Origin of the sequence: Kutzneria sp. 744, assembly GCF_000568255.1 — a bacterium.
In the GTDB taxonomy this organism is placed as follows: Bacteria; Actinomycetota; Actinomycetes; order Mycobacteriales; family Pseudonocardiaceae; genus Kutzneria.
This window is the reverse complement of sequence record NZ_KK037166.1, coordinates 1,125,695-1,126,825: the sequence shown is the minus strand read 5'-3', so window position 1 is coordinate 1,126,825 and position 1,131 is coordinate 1,125,695. Positions and strand designations below refer to the sequence as shown.

Sequence of the window (1,131 nt, the reverse complement as noted above, 5' to 3'; positions counted from 1 at the left end):
CCTGATCTCGTACTACATGCTCAAGCAGCAGGTCGAGCAGACCCCGCCCGGGCCCGAGCGCGACAAGCTCCAGCAGCAGCTCGACTCCGTGACAACATCCATTGCCGAGATCCCCAACGCGATCAACGGCGTCTCCCTCAACAGCGGGGTCTACCTCACACCCAAGTCCTACGGCCCGATCATCGACGGCAAGGACGTGTTCCAGGAGGCGGTGAACAAGATCCTCACCGGCATCGGCCTGCACCCGCAGATCGTCGACGACTTTCTCAACCTGCACATGGACGACGGGGAACTGCACTGCGGCACCAACACCTTCCGCAAGGTCCCGATCTAACCGACCTCAGTGACGCGAGCAGACCGGTAGTCACGTACGTGCGGGGGCCAGGGGCGACCCCTGGGCCGATCGGGCGGTCTGTCGCGTACGCCCATAATGTACGGGTCGCGCGGCCGATGGTATGGGCATGAATCAGTGGTTCATGCCCGATCCGAACGGGATCAACGGGGCGTACATCTACCCGGGTGGCGACATCACCTGGGACTTCGGCTGGCCGGACGTCACGTTCGGGCCGGCGATACTCGCGGTCGCGATGCCGCCGTCCATCGTGACGGCCGGCGGGGACGTGACGACCGTCAGTAACGGCTTCTACCAGGACGGAAACGGCGGCAAGCACTACACGACGCGGCTGACCTCGAACAACGGCTGCGGCTACCGCCTGCTCATCAGCCAGCTTCGGTGACCGGAGGCCACCCGATGAAGATCGCCGTACTGACCGACACCGAGGGCCGCCTGATCGGCATCGCCCCCGTGCACGAGCCGACCGGCCCCACACAGAGCGAGGGAACCCGGCCGGTGGGGCGGATCCTGCCGCAGGAGGGCCAGATCCTGCACGAGATCGACGTCGAGGACGAGCTCCTCGCCGACGCGGAGCGGGTCGCGCGGCTGCACGAGACGCACCGCGTCAGCGAGGGCCGTCTGGTCGGTCGCTAGGCCGCAACCCAGTACGAAGCCACCCAGGACAAGAAGGGGAAGCAGAGCTTCTGTCACGACAAGACATCGGATGCTGGTCAGCGCTGGCCGGAATTCCCGGGCACGACAAGGCCGCTCTCGTAGGCGGCGACGACGGCCTGGGC

At 66.2% G+C, this 1,131-nt stretch carries 3 protein-coding genes; all 3 read left to right on the top strand.

The features are described 5' to 3' along the window. The coding region (locus KUTG_RS04855; RefSeq protein WP_043715198.1) for a protein-arginine deiminase family protein at positions 1 to 334 on the top strand (334 nt) is incomplete at its 5' end. Positions 335 to 461: 127 nt separating this feature from the next. Beyond that, a complete protein-coding gene (locus KUTG_RS04850; RefSeq protein WP_157494334.1) occupies positions 462 to 737 on the top strand; it encodes a hypothetical protein in 276 nt (91 codons plus the stop codon). A 14-nt stretch (positions 738 to 751) separates the two neighbouring features. After that, positions 752 to 988, top strand: coding sequence for a hypothetical protein (locus KUTG_RS60760; protein ID WP_043715193.1), 237 nt, complete (start codon positions 752 to 754; stop codon positions 986 to 988). Positions 989 to 1,131: the final 143 nt, after the last annotated feature.